A 14,598-nucleotide genomic window follows, 5' to 3' on the forward strand; every position below is an offset into this window, starting at 1 on the left:
ATGTTCGCGCGGGTCGATGCCGGGGATTATGGCATAGGGGCCATTGGGCGTGGTCGTCGAGGATCCCCGGCCGTTCAGAGCATCGCCACCGTGCGTTCAGCCACCCAGAAAACCGCCAGCGAACCAATGACGTAGGCGGGGAGGCGCGCGACGGCGTCCGGCCAGCGCAAAGGAATCCGGCGCAGACCGGCCCTGACCGCCAGGATCGCCGCCACGCACAGCAGCTGTCCAAGCTCGATGCCGAGGTTGAACCCGAACAGCGCCAGCGCCGCCGCGTCCCCCGGCACCCCGACCTCGGCCAGCGCGCCCGCGAAACCGAGCCCGTGCAGCAATCCGAAGGTGAAGGCCATCGCCCAGGGGAAGCGCTGGATCCAGGTCTCGCGCCCGCCCCCGGCCAGCTCCGCGGCAAGGATGAGGATGGTCAAGGCAATCAAGACCTCGATCGGCCCCGGGGGAAGGGCCACGACGCCGAGCACGGCGAGGGCGAGCGTGACGCTGTGTCCGGCCGTGAAGGCGGTGACGGTCCAGACCAGTCGCCGCCAGCCGCGCACCAGCAGCACCAGCCCGAGCACGAAGAGGAGGTGATCGGATCCGCTCAGGATGTGCTCGAAGCCCAGCTCGAGATAGTCGCGCGGCACGTCGAATCGACCGGAGCGTTCGGGAATGGTCAGCGCGGGGGCATCGGCGCGCAGAACCGTCTGAATCAGCCGCCCGTCCGCCAGGTGCAGACGCAGCAGGGCATCGGTCTGGCGTTCGCCCAGGCCGGCGACGCCGATGCCCTGGCCCGCCAGTCCACCCGCGCCGCACTGGGCGCGCCAACGCTGCGTCACCCGCGCGCCGGTTTGGGTGAGCGAGGGCTCGGACAGCGACCGGCAGGCATCGGGGAGGACGACCTTTAGCGGGGAGTCACCGGTTCGCGACAGCGGCCAGCGCCACAGCACCTCAAGCGCGCCCGTCGGTGACTCCTGGATCTCCAACAGCGCCGGGTCGAGTGGATGCGCGAGGACGGGCGAAGCCGCGCCCAGAACCCCGGCAAGGATCGTCCAGAGGAACCCGCGCCAGGCGGTCATCGCGGCCGCGACGCCAGCGTCGCGGCCGGCCGGGAGAGATCGTCGGGCTCGTCGATGCGAATCTCATATCGCTTGCGCAACCGCTCCATGCCCCTCGCCAAACGCGCCGCCGCCTGTTCCTTCAATACGCCTTCCGTGACCGTCCGCCGAACCGACGCAAGTTCCGGCGGACGTGGCGCGCTCTTCTCCTCGACCCAGACGAGATGCCGTCCATAGGGCGAGGCGATGGGGTTCGACCAGGCACCGAGCGGCAGGGCGAAGACCTGTTCGGCGAAGGACTTGCCGAACCGCGCCGTGAGGCGGCCTTGGGAATAGGCGCGCATCCGCGACCCCAGCAGGAACGGATCCGAGGACACCAGCGCGGCGGACGCGGACGGGGACATCGAGCGCACCCGCGCGAGCGCCTCCAGCGCGTCCGGCCCGAGATCCGCGCCGCGCGCGCTCGCGCTGAAGAAGAGATGCGAGAAGGTCAGCTCGGCCGGCGACTCGAAGCGGTCGCGGTGTCGGTCGAGATAGTCCAGCAGATCCGTCTCGCTCGGTGGAGGCGCCATCGGATCGTGCGCCAGAACCAGGCGCATCTTCTCGATCAGCAGGCGGCGGATCACGATATCGTCGTCGAGCCCGAGCGCCAGGGCCTCGCGCACCAGTTCGTCGGGATCGCGCCCGGGTCGATCGCTCAGGGCACTCATCTTCTCGACGAGCCGCCGGCGCACGCTGCCATCCTCGAAGTCGAGCGCGAGCACCCGCGCCTCGCGATAGAGCAACTCATCATCGATGGTTCTCGCGATCAGGGCCGAGGTCTGTTCCGGGGTCGGCCAGGCGCCCCAACGGCGCGCGAAGTCCGCTTGCAGCGCCTGGCGGCGCTCCGCCGAGACCAGGATCGGCTCGCGCTCGACGGTCGGCCGCTCGGGTTCGGACGGCGTCAACAGCAGGCTCGCGCCATAGAGGGCGATCCCGATCAGGGTGAAGTGCGCGACCGGATGCCGGAGCCAGCCCCACCTCATGGAGACATTCACTCGGCGGCGACCTCGCCTCTAAACCCCGACCGTGGGGGAGGGACGAAACCGGACGGAGGCGCCCCAGCCGGGGTGTACCAGATCGGCGAGGTCCAGGCGCGCTGCTGCACGGTGCGCGGCACGAGGCCGCTGCAACACTGGCTGTACTCGTATTCCTCGTACGTGTCCGGAAGGGTGCAGACCCCGCCACCGCATTCGGCATCGCCGCCGCAGCCTTGACCGTCGAACGCCGGATCCTGGCCGCGACAGACACCCATCGGCCTGTCGCAGTCGACGCCGCGGGCGTTGCAGTAATACTGAGTCCAGCGGCAGCTCGGGTTTTCAAGGACGCGCACGTAATAGAAGGCGTGCTGGGAGGGATCGAAGCTCGGGTCCGTCCAGAGGGTGCAGAAGTCCGTCATGCCGCCACCCTTCGGCTGGCAGGTACGCAGGTCGACCCGGCTCTCCGGGGCTGGCTCATCGGCCTCGCCAGCGACCTCGTAGACCGCTTCATGGGTTTGACCCGCAGCGTCCACCCAGCCCTTGACGATCTGCGCCCGTTGCAGCGGTGTGCCGGGATGGCCCGACCAGCCGGGGTCCATGAGCGCGCTGATGGCGATACGCGGGGCCTGGCCGCCACCCGTGCCATGCAGGGTGCCGCCCATGGGCACGCCGTTGGCGTACCCGCGTTCGGCGAAGCCGCCGCGCTTGCAGATGTTCCTCGGCAGTCCGAAGCCGCCGAAGACGCGCACGATCGGACGGGTACCGCTGGTGGCATAGGTTTCGCGGTTCTTGAGGGCGGTGAAGATGGCGTCGCGCGAATTCTCCTCGGCCCAGACGACGGCCAGGCCGCCGGCGTTGGTTTCGAGGCCGAGGAAAAAGCGTTCGTTCAGGGCCTCGGCGGAGGTGGCGAAGCTCTGGATGCCGTGCGCGCCGCTCTTCGCATATTGCTGGGCGTCAGTCTGTCCGGGCGTGCCGTTGTGGTTGTCGAGGGCGCCGACGAAGCCGAGCTTGAAGGGATTGACCCCGTTCTCGGCGGCGTAGGCAAGGCCGTTCTGGAGCGTGTTGCGCACATAACCGCGCGGCGGAATGCTGTCGGTGGTCTGCATGGCGTCGGTGAGGTAACCGTCCGCCGATCCGCCCAGCCGCGCCCAGCCCTGGTTCTCGAAGTCGCACAGCTCGTCCGGCGGATTCGTCCAGGCCATCCCGGTCCTGGCGTTGTAGCGGCATTCCGATTGACCCTTGATCTGCGTGATCTCGACCAGCGGCTCCAGTTGATGCCGCAGTCGCGCCTCCGTCAGCCCGTCGGACGTAGTGTCAGGGAGGATGAAGAGACTGCCCCGGCTCATGTTCGGATTGTGCGGGATGGTCAGGACATCGCAGCGGGGTTTCGCCGGATTGTCGATGCAGTCGTCCTTCAACGCCTGGAGCATGGCCGCGGGGGAGGCGACCGGCCAGCCCGGTGTCGATGTACAGGCCGCGCCAAAGCCGCATCCGAGCGGACGCTCGATGTTGCTGATCGGCTGGTCGAGCACCTCGTCGTTGCGGAAGATCACGTTGCGATGCAGGTTGTCGGCACCGGAGCTGCCGGTGAAATTCATGAGGCAGGCCGCGCCGCTCGGACAATCGGCGGATGGCGTCGCGGTGTCGGGTACGTCAGGGGTTCTGTTGCTCTGGGCGGCATCCCAGCAGGGCAACGCCGAAACGTCCGCGCAGCGGCCGTTGGCGGCCATCGCCGTGTATTCGTAGGCGACGAACGACGTAAAGGTGCAGGCGGAGGTCCGATCGTAAGCCTCCTCCGCGTCGGCGCGAATCCGGTCCCAGACCAACTCGGCCTGGCGTGCGCAGAGCGACCCGTCCGGGCCGCAGAACGGCGGGCGTGACGGGTTCTGGCTGACGTTTTCGAATCCGGCCATGGCGCTGGCCACGGCCCCCTGGCGAAGGCGCGAGAATTCATCGCGGGCGGCAAGGCAGGTGGCGCTGTCATAGCCATTCGGCCGGCACAGGCTGTCCGAGAAACACTGTTGTCCAGTGACGACCGGATTGCAGTCGCTGTCGCTCGTACAGGTCTGGGTGGCCTCGAAGGTGCAGATGTTCGACTCGCCGAACTGCTCCGCGTGGTCGGTGATCGCCGCGAAGTCGAGGGCGCGCCCCTCGGGGAACTGGATGGTGCGGGTGGCCATGAACTGGCAGTGCTCGCCGGGCAGACAGTAGGGATGCTCGGTCGCCAGCGTCGGCCGGCTGGCCGGCGGAATGTCCTCGGCGGTGCGCGTGTCCGCCCAGGGCGGCAGGCCGACCCGCCCACCCTTGGCATACCAATAGGCATCCGCCGGGGTGTTGCGCGTGTCCAGCGCCACGGAATCGAAGGAATAGGCCGTGTGCAGATGGGTTTCGCCAAAGAAGGGTTGCTTGGTGGGCACGAAACTCGCGCACGGCTCACGCTCCTCGGTGCGCTCGAACGGCGGATGCCCGCCCGCCGGGCCGGCCCAGGCGGCTCCAATCGGCGCCAGCACGGCCAGCAGCAGCCCCAGGGCGCGGGTCTTGAGCGACCTTGATCTCATCGAAGCCGACCTCCTCGTTTGGTTTTCGCAACCGAAACAATCATCGGCCGCGCCGAGAAGGCGCGCTCGCCGCCGTCCAGCCACATCCCGTTGCTCCGAACTCCTGTTCGGAGTGGCGCAAGTATAGTCTCGTATCCGACTATTCTTCTGCGTTTATCCGGTCCAAGGTCGGCGACCAGGTTTCGCGAACCGACGAGTGGGGTCGACCGGCCATTTGTTTCAAGCGAGATCGCCGCCATTTAATTGGCGCAACTGGCTGATCGACTCTGACTCAGGCACCGCCTCCTCTCGCTCTCGGCGGTCCTGTCCAGGCTCAGGGCACCCTTCCTCGCGCTGAAAAACTACAATCGTTCATGAGTGATCCACGGCTGTCCGTCGAGCGCGACAGGCCAAACCGCAAGTCATCACCATCAAGAAACCACCATGCCGTATGAGGCAACCTTGAACCCACTCGCGCGCGATGCCGCCTATTTCGCCCAAATCCTTGAGGCCAGCGCCCTCGGTCTCTGGGAGTACGACCATGTCACCGGCGATTCGCGGTGGAGCCCCCAGATGGCCGCCCTGCTCGGCCGATCCCAGGAGGAGGGGCTCGCCAGCCCAGAGGGTTGGCTTGGGCTGGTCCATCCGGAAGATCGATCCGAGCTGCGGGCGCGCCTGGACACGACGGCCCTAGCGCCGGACAACCCACTGTTCGAGGCCCAGTTTCGGATGTCGCACCAGGATGGTCGATGGCGCTGGATGCAGGCGCGGGGACGGGTGATCGAGCGCGATCCAACCAGCGGCCAAGCGCGGCGCTCGGCCGGCACATGCCGCGACATCAGCGACTGGAAAACGACCGAGCTGGATCTGGCCAACCGCGACCAGCACCTGCGGCTGATCCTGGACACCATCACCGCTGTCTTCTGGATGGCCGATCCCACCACCCGGCGGATGCGCTACGTCAGCCCCGCCTACGAGCGGATCTGGCAGCGCCCCGTGGCCGAGCTCTACGCCAACCCCGAATCCTTTCTAGAGGCCGTCCATCCCGAGGATCGAGATCGGATCCAGGCCGAGTTGGGCCGACGGCTTGACGGCCAACCGCTCGATCACGAATACCGGATCCTGCGAGCCGACGGATCGGTGCGCTGGATCTGGAACCGCGGCTTCCCGGTCAGCGACGCCGAGGGCCGATTGACCCACTATGTCGGACTCGCGCGCGACATCAGCGCGCGCAAGGAGGCCGAGCATGAGATCCGCCGGCTCAACACCGAGCTGGCGGGCCGAGCCAACCACTGCGCCACCGAGCTGGAGGCCAGCGAGGCCCGTTTCCGCTACGCCGTCGAGGCCTCGAGCGTCGGGCTCTGGAACTGGGATCTGCGCCGCGACACCATCGCCGTGAGCGCCGCCCATGCCGCCCGGTTGGCCATGCCCCCCGAGGGGCGGCCGCTGCGCTGGGAAGACCTGCTGTGCCCCGAGGATCGGAAATCCGTGATCGCCGCGGCCAAGCAGCAGCTCCAGCGCGACGGCCGTTGCGAGCAGGAACTCAGGCTGTGCTTTCGCGACGGCGGGAAGCGCTGGGTACTCAGCCGCGGCCAGGTCAACGAATGGGGACCGGACGGGGAGCCGCTGCGCGCGATCGGCACCCACACCGACATCGACGCGCGCCGGAGCGCCGAGGCGCGCAACCGCAAGCTGGCCACCATCCTGGAAGCCAGCAGCGATCTGATCGCCACCGCCACGCCGGAGGGCCAGGTGGATTACATCAATCAGGCCGGGCGCACCCTTCTCGGGCTCGAGCCGCTCCAATCGCTGGAGCCCTCGCGCGTCGAGGACTATCACCCGGAAGACACCCGCCGGCGCCTGAGCGAGGAGAGTCTGCCGATGGCGCTCGCACAGGGACAATGGCTGGGCGACAGCGCGCTGCTGCGCCGCGATGGCTCCGAGGCGCTCGTCTCGCAACTCATCCTCGCCCCGCGCGACCCGGTGACCGGCCAGGTCGAGTTCCTCGCCACCATCTGTCACGACCTCTCGGAGCGCCACGCGGCCGAGGAGCGACTGCGCCAGTTGCAGGAGGAGCTGGAGCTGATCCTGGACAACGTGCCGGCGCTGATTTTCTATAAGGACACCGCCAACCACATACTGCGGGTCAATGCCGCGGTCGCCCGCTCGCTGGGCTTGCCCAAGGCCCTGATCGAGGGCCGGCACAGCTCCGAATGCTATCCGCAAGACGCCGAGCGCTATTACCAGGACGACCTGGCGGTGATTCGCGCCGGCGAGCCAAGGCTCGGGATCGAGGAACCTTACCGCCTGCCGTCCGGCGAGCGGCGCTGGATCCGCACCGACAAGGTGCCCCTGAAGGATGCGTCCGGCCAGGTGACCCGAATCCTGGTGATGTCATCGGACATCAGCGCGCATAAGGAGGCCGAGAAGGCCCTGCGACTCAGCCAGAACGATCTCAACCGGGCGCAGGCGGTGGCCAGGGTCGGCAGTTGGCGGCTGGACCTGCACAGCAACCGCCTGACCTGGTCGGCCGAGGCCCATCGGATCTTCGGTATCTCGGAGGACGTTCCCGTGACCTATGAAACCTTCATGGGCGTGGTGCATCCCGAGGATCGGGATCTGGTCGACCGATCATGGCGAGCGTCACTGCTGGGCGAGCCCTACGACATCGAGCATCGGCTGATCGTCGACGGACAGCTCAAATGGGTGCGCGAGAAGGCGGAGCTGGAATACGACGAGGAAGGCGTCCTGCTGGGGGGCTTCGGAACCACCCAGGAGATCACCGAGCGCAAGGCGGTCGAGCAGACCCTGCGCGACGCCGACCGCCACAAGGATGAATTCCTCGCCATCCTCGGCCATGAGCTGCTCACGCCCTTGGCGCCGATCCGAAGCGCGGCCGACATCCTGCGGCTGGCGGGCGGGGACGAAACCACGCGCGAACGCGCGCGGGCGGTGATCGAACGCCAGGTCGACCACCTGAAGCGCCTGGTGGACGATCTGCTGGACCTCTCGCGGATCAGCAAGGGCACGATCCCGCTGCGTCCGGAGCGACTGGCCGTGGCCGAGGTCGTCGAGCGCGCGGTGGAAACCAGCCGTCCGCTGATCGACGCCCGCCGGCATGAACTCAGCCTGCGGTTGCCGCCGGACGCGCTCTACGTGACGGGCGATCCGATTCGGCTGGCCCAGGTGGTCTCTAACCTGCTCAACAACGCCGCCAAGTACACCGAGCCTGGCGGCCAAATCCAATTGACCGTCGCACGGGAGGAGAACGAGGCGGTCATCTCCGTGAAGGACTCGGGCAAGGGCCTGCCCGCCGAACTGCTGGAGCACATTTTCACGATGTTCGTCCGGGGCCAGCACACGCGCGACAACGCGGACTCCGGACTCGGTATCGGGCTCAGCCTCAGCCGACAGCTCGTCGACCTGCATGGCGGCACGATCACGGCCCGGAGCGCGGGGGATGAACAAGGCAGCGAATTCATCGTGCGCCTGCCACTCAGCCCACCACCAGTCGCGGCGCCCGCCCCGCTCACCGCCCAGAAGCCAGGTTCCGCGTCCCGGCATCGGATCCTGGTCGCGGATGACGACAGGGATATCGCCGACAGCCTGTCACTGCTGCTGGATCTGCTCGGGCAAGAGGTGCGGATCGCCCACGACGGACTGGAAGCGGTCGAGCTGGCCGCCGCCTTCCAGCCCGACCTGATCCTGCTGGATCTGGGCATGCCCAGGCTGGATGGCTATGACGCCTGTCGGCGGCTGCGCCAGGTGTTACGCGAGCGCGACACGACGATCGTGGCGCTGACCGGACTGGGGCAGGCGCGGCACAAGGCCGCGACCAGCGCCGCGGGATTCGATCAACATCTGGTCAAACCGATCAGCCTGCCGCAACTCCAGTCACTGTTGGCGGCCTTGCCCGAAGGGGTGCGACCATGACTGATGTCGCGGGAGGCCGCCAGGCATCACTTTTGGTCGCCTCCCATCACGCAAGCCTCGGCGCGATTTTCAGAACCTCGACTACTCAGGACCGAAGAGGCGGAAGCCGTTGCGCCCGGCCTGCTTGGCCTCATACATCGCCAGGTCGGCGTGGCGCAGGAGCGTGTCCGCGTCCGACTGATCGAGCGGGTAGAGCGTGACCCCGAGACTGACCGTGACCGCGACCGTCCGACCAGGCGCGATCGCATAGGGCTCGGCGATCGAGACCAGCAGCCGTTCAAGCAGGCCCTGGCCTTGCGCCTGACTGGCCAGATCGCCAAGCAGCAGGACGAATTCGTCGCCACCCAGGCGGGCCGCCGTGTCCTCCCCGCGCAGATCGCGGGTCAGACGCTTCGCGATCTCGACCAGCAGACGATCGCCCGCCGCATGACCATGGGTATCGTTGACCGGCTTGAATCCGTCCAGATCGAGGTAACAAACCGCCAGCAGCCGATCCTCCCGGCGGGCATGGGCCATGGCCATGCGCAGGCGGTCCGCCAGCAAGACCCGATTGGGCAGACCGGTCAAGGCGTCGTAGTGCGCCATTCGCTCCAATCGACGCTGTTGCTCCTTGATCAGCGAGATGTCCGTGAGCATGGCGAAGGAGCCCCCGAAACCGTTCTCTTCGCCATGAACGGGATCCGCCGATACCAGTGTCCACAGCTCCGAGCCATCCCGGCGGCGAAAGCGTCGCTCGTATTGCTCGTTCCCGCCGGAGCGACGTACCCGCATCCGCTCGCGGTGATCGTCCAGATCCTCCGGAAACATGAAATCCTCGACCGGGCGGCCCAGCATCTCGGAGCGTTCGTAGCCGAGCAGCGCGGTCATGCGCGTATTGACGAAGGTCGTTCGATGCTCGCCGTCCATGGTCCAGATCCCTTCGCTGGTGGTCTCGACGATCCGCCGATAGCGCGCCTCGCTCGCGCGCAGGGCTTCCTGGTCGCGCTTGCGCTCCACGAGATCCCAGGCCAGATCGGCGAAGTTCGAGACGATGCTCACGTCATCCTCGACATAGTCGCGTGGCTTGTTGCCGACCCCAAGGATCCCGACGATGCGCTTGTTGCGGAAGACCGGGACCACCAGCTCGCGGATGACCTCCGCGTGGCCCTCCGGCAGGCCATGCCGATGGGCGATCGATGTGTAATCGTTATGGATGACCGCCCGACCCTGCCGCACGCAATCCGCCCAAACCCCAGCCTTCGACAGCGGATAGTGGAGACCCGCCCCCTCGGCCAGGCAGAACTCCTTCATGGTCCGCGTCGACCAGGTTTGAAGCCGCAGGGTCTCCTGGTCCGGCTCCAGGAAATGGTAAAAACCGACCAGACTGCCGGTCAGGGCCACCGCCTCGTCGATACTGGCCCTCAGGATCTCCTCCAGCGACCGATCCTCGACCATGTCGAGCAGACGCAGACGCCCTTGCAGCATGTCGGTGATCCGCTTGAGCGCGGTCACATCGCGCGCGGCGGCGAACACCTGCTCGACGGCGCCCTCCGAATCGCGATAGACCGAGGCGTTATAAAGAACCGGAGTCGCCCAGCCGTCGCGATGCACGAGATCCAGGGCGTAATCACGCACCTCGCCCTGCTCGAAGGCCGCTCGGTAACCCGCCCGCGCCTGGTCTGGATCGGAGAAATAGACCGCGAATTCGGTTCCGAGCAGTTGCTCACGGGACCGCCCGGTGGCGGTCTCGGTGGCGCGGTTCAGATCGCTGATCCGACCCGCCGGATCGATGACGATCAAGGGGTCCAGACTGGCTTCCAGCAGGGCGCGGTTATGCCGGTTGGCTCTACTCAGGGTCTCCTCGGCCTGCTTGCGCTCGCTGATGTCCTCGGTAAAGACGACGATTCCACCAACGCGGCCATCGCTCCCCTGCCAGGGGCGCACCGACCAGTGCAACCATTGCACGCGACCGTCCGAGCGTTCGAACCTGTCCTCGTCGGCCTGTACCACCTCACCCGCGAGCCCGCGGCGATGCACCGCCTTCCAGCGTTCCGGAATCTCGGGAAAAATGGCGTAGTGAGAACGGCCAATGATGTCGGTGTCCGCGAGGCCATAGTCCAGAAGCCAACGCCGACTGACCGCGAGATAACGCATGTCGCGGTCGAACATCGCGAGTGCGGCCGGGGCATGGTCGATGAACAGACGCAGGCGCTCCTCGCTCTCGCGAAGCGCCAGCTCCGCCCGCTTGCGCTCGCTGATGTCCTGGGTGGTTCCGAGGGCTCCCAGCAGTTTCCCGTCGCCGTCGAATTCCAGCTCCGCGTGCTCACGCACCCAGATGACCCGTCCATCGACGATCAGCCGATGCTCGATGCCATAGGGCTCGCCGCGCAGACCCGCCTCCCAGCGTCGATTGACCATGTCCCGATCCTCGGGATGGACGGCGGCCAGAAAGGTCTCGTAAGTCATCGGCTTGTCTTGGGGAATGCCGAAAAGACGGCGGGTTTCCTCGGACAAGGTCATCCGCTTATCGCGCGCATTCAGCCGCCAGCTCCCAATTCTGGCCACGGCCTGGGCGCGATTGAAATCCACCTCGCGATCGCTCAATTCCCGCGCAAGCTCCGTCAGCTCGGCGGTACGCTTGGCGATCCCTTCCACCAGGGCCTCGTTGAGTCGCCGGATCTCCCCCTCGGCCTGGGTGCGCTCGCTGATGTCGCACGCCAGCCCGATGCAGCCTCTAACCGCCCCATCGGGATCGAAAACCGGGAAGGCGCGCCCCCGGATCCAGCGCACGGAACAATCGGGGCGCAGGATCCGGTATTCGTGATCCAAGGACAGACCCTCGCCCAGTCTGGCTAAATTCGCCCGGAAGGCATCCAGATCATCGGGATGGATCGATTCGAGGAAGGATCCGGGATTGGCCTCCAGCCAGGCCACCGGTCGTCGCCAGATCCGCTCATAGGCGGGACTGACATAATCGATCGTCTCGTGGCCGACATCGGCCAACCAGAACACATCGGTGATGCTGTCGGTGACCAGACGCAAACGTTCCTCCGTCTCGGCCAACCGCCGTTCGAGGGCCTGCCGCTCGCTCAGGTCGGACAGCGTACCCAGCAGGCGCCGCGGCTCCCCGGCCGCGTCGCGCTCGACCACTCGGCCCAGCACCCGAATCCAAAGCCACTGGCCATCGGAGTGACGAAAGCGACAGGGCAGATCGATCTCGGGGCCGTCGCGACCAAGCGCTGCCTCCAGTCGCGTCCGCGCGCCCGGGGCCTCGTCCGGATGGATCAGGTCAAGCCAGCCAGCCCCCTTACCGGGGCCGGCATTCGCCGCTAGGCCCAGCCTTCTTGACATCCAGGCGTTCCAGCACACCAGCCCCGTCCTCGCCTCGTAGGCCCATACACCGATCCCCGAGGCTTCCAGAAGCTCCGCGAACACCAGCTCGACACCCGCGCTAAAACCCAATGATTTGATGTTTTTCATCGATGAATCGAGAGGCGTCGTCGAGACCTGATGGCTTACAGCATTATCGATTGATCATGCTGTGAACCTAGGGCGCCGAGAAATCCGCACAACTACCTGCACGGGATGGATCCGGGATCCGCGCGGCCTAGTCGGACTCGGCGGATCGAGCGGGCGCGGCGGCACGGAACGAGGCCCGCCGCGCCTCCAGCAGATCGGCGAACACCCCGGAACCGCCCTGGCGTCCGTCGACATCGACCCAGAGATGCGGCACCCCCAGCGCTCCCAGCCAGGGGATCCCGTCGCGCCCCTTGAGCATGGCGATGGTGCTCAGGCTGCCGGCGACCACGCAGGTCGCGGCGATGACGCTGACCGCCGCCAGACCGCGCGCGGGCCAACCGGTGCGGGGATCAAGGATATGGCCGTAACGCTTTCCATCGATCACCAGGCAGCGGGCATAGTCGCCGCTGCTGGCGATGGCGCCGCCAGTGAGCAGCACGCCGCCGAGCAGGGTCTCCGGGCGCAGCGGATCCTGGAGGCCGACCCGCCAGGGCGCGCCGTCCGGTTGGGGGCCGATAACCCGGATATCGCCGCCCAGATTGACCAAGCCATGATGGAGGCCCGCGTCGGCGCAGAGCGCGGCGGCCCGATCGGCGGCGTATTCCTTACCGATGCCACCGAAATCGATCTCCATTCCGGGCACGCCGAAACTCAGCCTGGGCCGTTCCCAGACCACCTTGTCCCAGCCGATCCTCGCCAGCAGGGGCGCGATCTCGCCAGGCTCGGGCAAGCGGCCGGAGTCGAAGCGCCAGGCGCGCCGGAGCAGGCCGGAGGTAATGTCGAACAGCCCCCCGCTCTCGCGGTAACAGGTGTGCGCGTAGTCGAGCAGGGCGGCGGTCTCCGGGTCGACCTCGATGGTCCCGGCCGCGGCGGCGGCCCGGTTGATGGCGCTGGTCAGGCTGTCCTCGCGATAGCGCGAGTAGGTTTGCTCCAGGCGAAGCACGTCCGCTCTCGCCCGCGCGCCGATCGCTTCGGTCTCGCGGGGATCCGCGCCGAACAACTGAAGCTCGCAGGGCGAGCCCATGGCGCGAAACGCGAGCCGATGCGATTGCATGGCGGCGACTCAGAACTTGAGGTTCAGGCTCAGGCTGTAGATGGTGAAGCCGTAATCCGCGAAATCGCTATCCGCGTGCCCTTGCAGTCCATAGTCGGACTGGCGATCGTAGAATTCGACGCCGAGATCCAGGCGGGCCTGATCGGTCACCTGCTTGGTCAGCTTGAGCCCGCCACTGATGGCGCCGAATCCGGCCAGACGATAGTCGCTGCTGTAGTGCCCGTTGGCCGGCAGGCTCTCGAAATAGCTCCGGTAGAAATCCGCCTCGCCCTGGCTGTAGTAGCGCAGCCGGGGCACCAGTTGCCAGCCCTGGCCGAGCGGCTGTATCCAGAAGGTCTCCAGGGTGTGGGCGTCGATGCCCCAGTCGCTCATGGAATAGCGGTAATCCAGATGCAGGGCGGCCTTGGGACCGTCGAAATAATGGACATAACGGGTGAGCAGATTCCATTGGCGGCGCGCGTCGGGTCGAACCTCCTCGACCGCCGCGTTGGTCGAGAGCAGATAGACGTTCTTGTAGGGATCGGTGAGATAGCCCTGGTCGTATCCGAACGTCAGGTTGGTTTGCAGCAGGTCGTTCTTGCCGAGCACCTGGGTCAGGCCGAGCAGGAACTGATGCGATTCCTTGTCCTCGGAGAAGTTCGTCTTGTTGAGCGGGGTGAAGGTATCCGAGGCCAGCCCGTAACCCAGGGTCAGCGTGCTGAGTTTGTCGTTCAGCTCCTGGCGCCAGTCCAGGCTCATGAAGTTCGAGTCGTAGTCCTTCTCGCGCGACAGACCGGCGCCGAAACCGAGCGTGGTCTCGCCGCGATAATAATTCAGCTTGAAGTCGCCGGCGGTCCGCACGTCCTGGAAGGTACCATCCAGCATCACCTGACGCGCCCCATCGATCCGGCAGTCGCCTGCGTTGAGGGCCGGACGCTCCGGGCGCGGACCACCCGCGGCGGTGGTGCCGGAGGCGCCGCTCACGCTGATGACCGGCGGCGTGATGACGGAGCCGTCCCGACAGCGGATCTCCGGGAGGTTGTAGATGGGCGAGGCGCCGGAGATACTGTCCCGGACGCCGTTCAGGGTCAGATCGAGCTGGTCGCCCAGGGGCAGCACCAGGCTCTGCTTGAGGCTCTCGACCCGCATCCGATCGTCGCCTTCCTCGTAGTAGAAATAGCCCACATCCCATTGTCGCTCGGTCGGCGTGGCCGCCTGGCTATCCGGCACCAGGCCGGGAAGGGCGAGCGCCGCGCCGGTCAGGGCGGTGAGTGTCCTCCCGGGTAGGCCGTGATCAGTTACAGCCACAACCGCCACCTCCGATGCCATAGCCGCCGCTGACGGACTCCTTCGAGAAAAAGGCGTGCTGGCGGAACCCGGCCTCCAGCGGATAGGGTTCGAGCGCCATCTCGGGTCGCGCCAGGTTGCCGCGTTCCCAGGCCGCGACCGGCTGGATCGCGCAGCCGGTCAGGGCGGGAAGAATCAGGAGCGGACAGCACATCATGAGGGGATTTCGTATGATCATGGCG

General features: G+C 66.8%; 8 protein-coding genes. 1 reads left to right on the forward strand and 7 read right to left on the reverse strand.

Going from position 1 to position 14,598, the window contains the following annotated elements; genetic code table 11:
• Positions 1 to 74 precede the first annotated feature (74 nt).
• Genes CKO27_RS01660 through CKO27_RS01670 form a run of 3 tightly spaced genes read right to left on the reverse strand, consistent with a single transcriptional unit; the run spans position 75 to position 4,626 of the window.
• Positions 75 to 1,070, reverse strand: a complete 996-nt coding sequence (locus CKO27_RS01660; RefSeq protein ID WP_200373116.1) for a HupE/UreJ family protein — start codon at positions 1,068 to 1,070, stop codon at positions 75 to 77.
• Positions 1,067 to 2,074, reverse strand: a complete 1,008-nt coding sequence (locus CKO27_RS01665; protein ID WP_200373118.1) for a peptidyl-prolyl cis-trans isomerase — start codon at positions 2,072 to 2,074, stop codon at positions 1,067 to 1,069. Before CKO27_RS01665 ends, CKO27_RS01660 begins: the two co-directional genes overlap by 4 nt.
• Before the next feature lie 8 nt (positions 2,075 to 2,082).
• Positions 2,083 to 4,626: a DUF3604 domain-containing protein gene (locus tag CKO27_RS01670; protein ID WP_200373120.1), complete on the reverse strand. Its 2,544-nt coding sequence runs from the start codon at positions 4,624 to 4,626 to the stop codon at positions 2,083 to 2,085.
• A 423-nt stretch (positions 4,627 to 5,049) separates the two neighbouring features.
• Here CKO27_RS01670 and CKO27_RS01675 point away from each other — a divergent pair, with 423 nt between their 5' ends.
• A complete protein-coding gene (locus CKO27_RS01675) occupies positions 5,050 to 8,538 on the forward strand; it encodes a PAS domain-containing protein (RefSeq protein WP_200373122.1) in 3,489 nt (1,162 codons plus the stop codon).
• Positions 8,539 to 8,619: 81 nt separating this feature from the next.
• On the opposite strand, the gene CKO27_RS01680 is transcribed toward CKO27_RS01675, so the two are convergent.
• The 4 genes from CKO27_RS01680 to CKO27_RS01695 form a co-directional block, all read right to left on the reverse strand.
• Complete coding sequence (locus CKO27_RS01680) at positions 8,620 to 11,997, reverse strand: PAS domain S-box protein (RefSeq protein ID WP_200373124.1); 3,378 nt, start codon at positions 11,995 to 11,997, stop codon at positions 8,620 to 8,622.
• 127 nt (positions 11,998 to 12,124) lie between these two features.
• Positions 12,125 to 13,090: an FAD:protein FMN transferase gene (locus CKO27_RS01685; protein WP_200373125.1), complete on the reverse strand. Its 966-nt coding sequence runs from the start codon at positions 13,088 to 13,090 to the stop codon at positions 12,125 to 12,127.
• 9 nt (positions 13,091 to 13,099) lie between these two features.
• Positions 13,100 to 14,377, reverse strand: coding sequence for a DUF3570 domain-containing protein (locus CKO27_RS01690; protein WP_200373126.1), 1,278 nt, complete (start codon positions 14,375 to 14,377; stop codon positions 13,100 to 13,102).
• Positions 14,364 to 14,594, reverse strand: a complete 231-nt coding sequence (locus CKO27_RS01695; protein WP_242470677.1) for a DUF4266 domain-containing protein — start codon at positions 14,592 to 14,594, stop codon at positions 14,364 to 14,366. Before CKO27_RS01695 ends, CKO27_RS01690 begins: the two co-directional genes overlap by 14 nt.
• Positions 14,595 to 14,598 lie beyond the last annotated feature (4 nt).

It is taken from the genome of Thiocystis violacea (genome assembly GCF_016583575.1).
GTDB classification, from domain to species: domain Bacteria; phylum Pseudomonadota; class Gammaproteobacteria; order Chromatiales; family Chromatiaceae; genus Thiocystis; species Thiocystis violacea.

What these genes read in the sequence shown, in the direction of transcription:
- CKO27_RS01660 (WP_200373116.1), bottom strand. Translation starts at nt 1,070, where the DNA reads ATGACCGCCTGGCGCGGGTTCCTCTGGACGATCCTTGCCGGGGTTCTG.
- CKO27_RS01665 (WP_200373118.1), bottom strand. Translation starts at nt 2,074, where the DNA reads ATGAGGTGGGGCTGGCTCCGGCATCCGGTCGCGCACTTCACCCTGATC.
- CKO27_RS01670 (WP_200373120.1), bottom strand. Translation starts at nt 4,626, where the DNA reads ATGAGATCAAGGTCGCTCAAGACCCGCGCCCTGGGGCTGCTGCTGGCC.
- CKO27_RS01675 (WP_200373122.1), top strand. Translation starts at nt 5,050, where the DNA reads ATGCCGTATGAGGCAACCTTGAACCCACTCGCGCGCGATGCCGCCTAT.
- CKO27_RS01680 (WP_200373124.1), bottom strand. Translation starts at nt 11,997, where the DNA reads ATGAAAAACATCAAATCATTGGGTTTTAGCGCGGGTGTCGAGCTGGTG.
- CKO27_RS01685 (WP_200373125.1), bottom strand. Translation starts at nt 13,090, where the DNA reads ATGCAATCGCATCGGCTCGCGTTTCGCGCCATGGGCTCGCCCTGCGAG.
- CKO27_RS01695 (WP_242470677.1), bottom strand. Translation starts at nt 14,594, where the DNA reads ATGATCATACGAAATCCCCTCATGATGTGCTGTCCGCTCCTGATTCTT.